The following is a 4,945-nucleotide window of genomic DNA, read 5'->3' as shown; positions in this document are numbered from 1 at the left end:
CCCTTATCGAGCGAGTGGCGCTCGCACCTCTCGGGGGATTCGCTTCAGTTCAGTTGCGGTCATTGACTAACCCGACAAGACGGCTCGCCAGATGTTGGTCGTTGATCGTTTCGTCGATGCGCACTGCCTCAACGAGCTTTACGATTTCCTGGAATCCGAAGGCGGTTATCAGATCCAACCGGCCCAATCCCTAGCGGAGGCGTCATCGAGCTTACGACCCAGCGCTATTGCAGCGCTTAATAGTATCTTCTCGCCGGGGGTGACATTGATATTGCCTCCGCGAGGTGGTCTCGGACGATCGTCAAATAGCCTACACGTTCGCGATGTAGCATATCCCCACAAAATTCTCAGGAATTGCCCCGCGTCGACGCCAGGTTACTAGCTATGAGTGAGTGGCTGACCACAGTTGAGTTTGCTGCACTGGTCGGCATTCGGCGGCAAGTCGCTCACCGCGCTCTTCGTCGGCGTCGCTGGCGAAAAAATCCGCTCGAAGTGCGGAAGGTCAATGGTCGGCGCGGCGGGAACGCCGGAGAGCAATATCAGGTGAATTCCACGTCCCTGCCGCTCGAATACCAGCACCGTTTAAAGGTCTCTCAAATCCTCGTTGAAAACCACTCGAAATCAATCACCGGCAGGACGGCAGAGCACACATGGTGGCTCGATTACCTGAGGCCAGCGCTTCAGCATCCAGTCAAATCGACTGCCCGCACCGACGCCCTGGCCGAGCTAGCAGACAACCCAACGCGGAACTGGGAGGGCACGGCGGTCAGCTATTCCCTGCGGACGCTGCAGCGCCATGCCGCACGCTTTGACGAAGACATGAAGGTCGGACGGCATGGTCGATCGGACAGGGGCAAGAAGCGTGTCGTCATAAGCCGGAGGTGGGACAAGCTGGTCCCGTTCGACGCATCCACCAAGGCAAAAATCGCGGAGGACCTAAAGCAGGAAATCCGCGGCCTACTCAAAGGCGGCATGTCGTGGGGCCACACCCTGCAAGAAGCCGAGAAGTTCCTGATCGACGCGACTCGGGCCTGGGGTTTCCCTCCCGGCGATCCTAACGTGATGGAGCGCGCTTGTTCTATTCCAACCGACCTCGTCTCAGCGGAACTCCACTTCCGAAACGTCCACCGGTTTAAGCGCGACCATAAGGCTTATGATGATCGCCGGCCGCGCATCCGGCGCACCGTCGCCTGCCTGCAGCCGATGGAGCTGGTGGTCGGCGATGTTCACCCTGTCGACATTCACCTCACTCGTCCTGACGGCACTGTCGCCACTGCTAGGCTGATCGGCTTCTTAGATTGGGCGACGCAGCGCCTCTGGATAGGGCTGATCTTTTTCGAAAAGCGCGGCGGAGTGCAAAACCGCGACGTGATCGAAGTGTTCGCGGCCATGATCGAAGCGTGGGGCATGCCGCAGTCGCTCTATGTCGACAACGGCAAAGAATTCAGCTTCGCCGCCTTTCTGGACGATGCCATGCTGCTTACCGTGCCGGGCTTCCATGGCCCGTCCCGATCAACCCACGTCATCAATGCTTTGCCCTACAACGCCTCTGCAAAGCCGATTGAGCGTTTATTCGGCGACCTGGAGACGCGCTATTTCAGCACGGCGCGCGGCCACATCGGCGGCAACCGAATGAGCAAGAAGCAGGAGGCTATCGGGAGGACAGTGGCTCCGTTCGGCACGTTCGAAGATGTGGTGCCGGCCATAGAAGGCTTCGTGCGCACCTATAATCACACTGCGCAGGGCAAAAAGAGCGCGCTCAAAGGTCTCTCACCTGAAGCCACATTCCGCAAACACCTTGAGGCCGGATGGACGCCGACTGCGATGAGCCGCGATGAAGTGCGCGCGGCATGTGCGCGAACCGAAGAGCGGTCGGTTGTTCAGGGTGCGATATCGGTCGGTGGCCGTCATTGGACATGCCCAGAATTGCAGGCTTACCAGTACGAGAAGATCTGGGTTCGTGTGCCGGCCTATCACACACCGGCCGAGTTGCTGCTGCTTGACCGCTATGGTGAACGAGTCGGCATAGCCTCTCCCGACGTCGAGTTCCATCCGCTCGACAAGCGCGGCGCAAAAGCATCAGCCGAACGCGCAAAGGTGCATCGGCAGGCGGTGCGTGACCTCGATCGGTCAGCCCCTGATATCGACGTGGCTGCACGCCTGATCGCACGCGGCGAAGCCCAGCTTGACACGGTCCCCAACGAGCCCGTCGGCATCGTCTCTCACGATCCGGCGAAGCGGCCGGCGCGGATCGTAATGCCGAAGAGGGCTTCGACCTCCGAAGAGCGCCGACGCGAACAGGACGAGCGCATAGCCGTTCAGATGGACTTGGCGAAGAGGATCGTCGGATGACGTTTATCGAAACCCGCGCCGCGTTCACCGTACGGGCTGCATTCGATATGGCGGTCAAGATGCGATATCCGGTGCTTGCGGTCGGCAAAGCCGGACTCGGAAAGACTGTAGCGCTCAACTGGATAGCCGCCCAAAGCGGAGCTGCCTATTGTGAGGTGACGCAGCATACCAAGGCTATCAGGCCGATGTTCCTGATGCTGCATGACGCCTACGGCGTCCAAAGGGACAGCAAGCACACCTACGATCTTGCGAAGGATTGCATGAATTTTTTGGGCGCCCGATACGGCCCGACGCGTCCGTTGCTGGTGGACGAATATCAGAACTTCACACCCACTGTTTTGCGGGAGCTGCTGCATCTTCAGGAGCGGTGCGGCTTCGCTTTACTGCTCGCCGGCAACACTCATCGGTTAGCCGGCACGAGGCGTGATACCCACGCTGTGGATCAGATCGAAAGCCGTATCGGCATGCGTTTCGAGATCGGGCAGCCGACGCGGGAGGACTGCGTGAGGATCGGCGCGGAACACAACGTTGAGGGAGCCGACGCCTACGAAGCGATTGTTATCTACGGTGAGAACACCTCCCTTCGCGCGCTTTGCCATCTCCTCCAGAATAGCGCTGCCGGGACCAGCGGCTTCGGCAGCATTCGTCTTCCTCGGATAGAGACCACGCTTCGCGGCATGTCGTGCGGCAGCGGTGTGCTCAGGCTTCTACACGAGCGCCGAAACGCCGCCGCAGACGACCTCCGCAGCCCGGCTTAATTCCGGACAGCGACAGATAATTCCGGACGGCACACTGGTATTCGTGCAATAATTCAATCTGTTCGCTTGAGGTCGCCGGCGAGTTCCGTTGCGGCCGAGATTACCCGTAGCATCTGGGCATCCGGCGCTGCAGTCGCTCCGATAGATTGCCCCCAGACAGGCTCCCGGGTTCTAAGGATCGATCGCGATCCCGAGAATGTTCGACATTCGGGCGGTGTTTTGCAACTCCCTGTCAACGCGAAATGGCCTTACCCGGCACATAGCCAAGACCCTTGCTCAAGGGCGACCTATACCCGAACGCCAACACCCCTATCTTGAGATTTTCCTGTCGAGCCGCGGTCGAACACTCGTATAATTGTGACCGGAGACTTCCCCATGCCATTCCGATTCGTTCACACCGCCGACATCCATCTCGACTCGCCACTGCGTTCGCTGGCGATGCGAAACGGCGACCTTGCCGAACTCGTCGGAGACGCCAGTCGCCAGGCGTTTGTCTCGATCGTCGATCTCTGCCTTGCGGAACGTGTCGATGCGCTGGTCATTGCCGGCGATCTCTACGACGGCGATCAGACGTCGATGAAAACCGCCCGCTTCCTGGCGTCGCAGATGACACGGCTGCACCAGGCCGGCATTAGAGTCTTCAAGATCCGTGGCAATCATGACGCGCTATCGCGCATATCGAAGCAGCTGGTGTTCCCGGAGACGGTCACGATATTCGGTGGCCGTCCCCAGTCCGTGCTGCAGACAGCCGCCGGGCTCGACGTCATGTTTCATGGCTTGAGCTTTGCCAGCCCCAAGGCGCCGGACAGCCTGCTGCCCAAGTATTCGGTGCCGCGTGAAGGCACGGTCAATGTCGGCATTATGCATACCAGCCTGGCCGGATCGCCCGGCCACGACGTCTATGCCCCCTGCAACGCCACCGACCTGCATGCCCATGGCTTCGACTACTGGGCGCTTGGGCACATCCATGTCCGCCAGGTCCATCCTGGGGCGAGCACGGTGGTGATGCCGGGAATTCCACAGGGCAGGGACATCAATGAGGCCGGGGAGAAATCCGTCACCCTGGTGACGATACGAGACGACCGCACCGTAGAGATAGAGGAGAGGCTGACCAGCATCGCGCAATTCGAAAGGGTGAATGTCGACCTGACCGAAATGGAGGAATGGTCCGATGTCGTCGGACGAGTCCGTTCCGCACTCGAACGTGTTCGCGCCTCTGTCAAATCCCGTCATGCCGTGGTTCGTCTCGACCTGACCGGTGCGTCACCTTTGTCCTGGGCCTTGATCCGTGATCGCGACCTGCTGCTCGCAGAGGCCGAGCAGGCCGCGGAGCAGACGGGAGACACTTGGGTGGAGAAGCTCGAGCTCAAAGTGTCTCCATCCACATCCCAGACCTCCGAGGAAGCCGCCGACCCGATTTTCGAGCTCGCTCAATCCATGCGCGCCGATGCCGGCTCGGACGCGTTCCGAGCTGAGGCGAGGGCCTTGGTCCAGAAGATGGTCGCGGATCTTCCGCCTGACGGGCGCGATTTCGCCGGCAAGGACGAGGCTGAGCAGGAGTTGTTCCTCGATAGGGTGCTTGCCAACGGCGCAAATCTGGTCACCGCCCGCCTCAAGGCCGGTGGATCACAATGAGGCTGCGCCGCCTTGACCTCATCCGCTACGGCAAGTTCACCGACAGGACGATCGACTTCGGGCCGAAACCGGAATCCGGTCCCGATCTGCATATCGTCTTCGGCCTGAACGAAGCCGGCAAGTCGACCGCGCTTTCCGGCTATCTCGATCTGTTGTTCGGCATCGAGGAACGCAGCCGCTACAATTTCCTGCACGAGTAC

Annotated in this window: 5 protein-coding genes; 4 read left to right on the top strand and 1 reads right to left on the bottom strand. The window is 60.2% G+C overall.

Features of this window, described 5'->3' with window-relative positions:
* Positions 1-49 precede the first annotated feature (49 nt).
* Entirely contained in the window at positions 50-178 is a 129-nt protein-coding gene (locus tag EN914_RS39905) for a hypothetical protein (RefSeq protein WP_255337276.1), read from the bottom strand.
* Between the two features lie 206 nt (positions 179-384).
* Between EN914_RS39905 and EN914_RS24140 the strand changes: the two genes are divergently transcribed.
* The 4 genes from EN914_RS24140 to EN914_RS24125 form a co-directional block, all read left to right on the top strand.
* Positions 385-2,352, top strand: coding sequence for a hypothetical protein (locus EN914_RS24140; protein ID WP_127219040.1), 1,968 nt, complete (start codon positions 385-387; stop codon positions 2,350-2,352).
* A complete protein-coding gene (locus EN914_RS24135; protein ID WP_024504954.1) occupies positions 2,349-3,110 on the top strand; it encodes an AAA family ATPase in 762 nt (253 codons plus the stop codon). Before EN914_RS24140 ends, EN914_RS24135 begins: the two co-directional genes overlap by 4 nt.
* A gap of 375 nt (positions 3,111-3,485) precedes the next feature.
* Positions 3,486-4,745: an exonuclease SbcCD subunit D gene (locus EN914_RS24130; RefSeq protein WP_024504953.1), complete on the top strand. Its 1,260-nt coding sequence runs from the start codon at positions 3,486-3,488 to the stop codon at positions 4,743-4,745.
* Positions 4,742-4,945, top strand: a 204-nt coding sequence (locus EN914_RS24125; protein WP_164778878.1) for an AAA family ATPase, incomplete at its 3' end; no start/stop codon positions are given. The genes EN914_RS24130 and EN914_RS24125, both read left to right, overlap by 4 nt.

It is taken from the genome of Mesorhizobium sp. M7A.F.Ca.CA.001.08.2.1 (assembly GCF_003998455.1).
GTDB lineage: Bacteria > Pseudomonadota > Alphaproteobacteria > Rhizobiales > Rhizobiaceae > Mesorhizobium > Mesorhizobium ciceri.
Note: the sequence above shows the minus strand (reverse complement) of the source record. Positions and strands in the feature narration are given on the sequence as shown.

Coding starts and splice junctions, on each gene's coding strand:
- EN914_RS24140 (WP_127219040.1), top strand. CDS start 385: ATGAGTGAGTGGCTGACCACAGTTGAGTTTGCTGCACTGGTCGGCATT.
- EN914_RS24135 (WP_024504954.1), top strand. CDS start 2,349: ATGACGTTTATCGAAACCCGCGCCGCGTTCACCGTACGGGCTGCATTC.
- EN914_RS24130 (WP_024504953.1), top strand. CDS start 3,486: ATGCCATTCCGATTCGTTCACACCGCCGACATCCATCTCGACTCGCCA.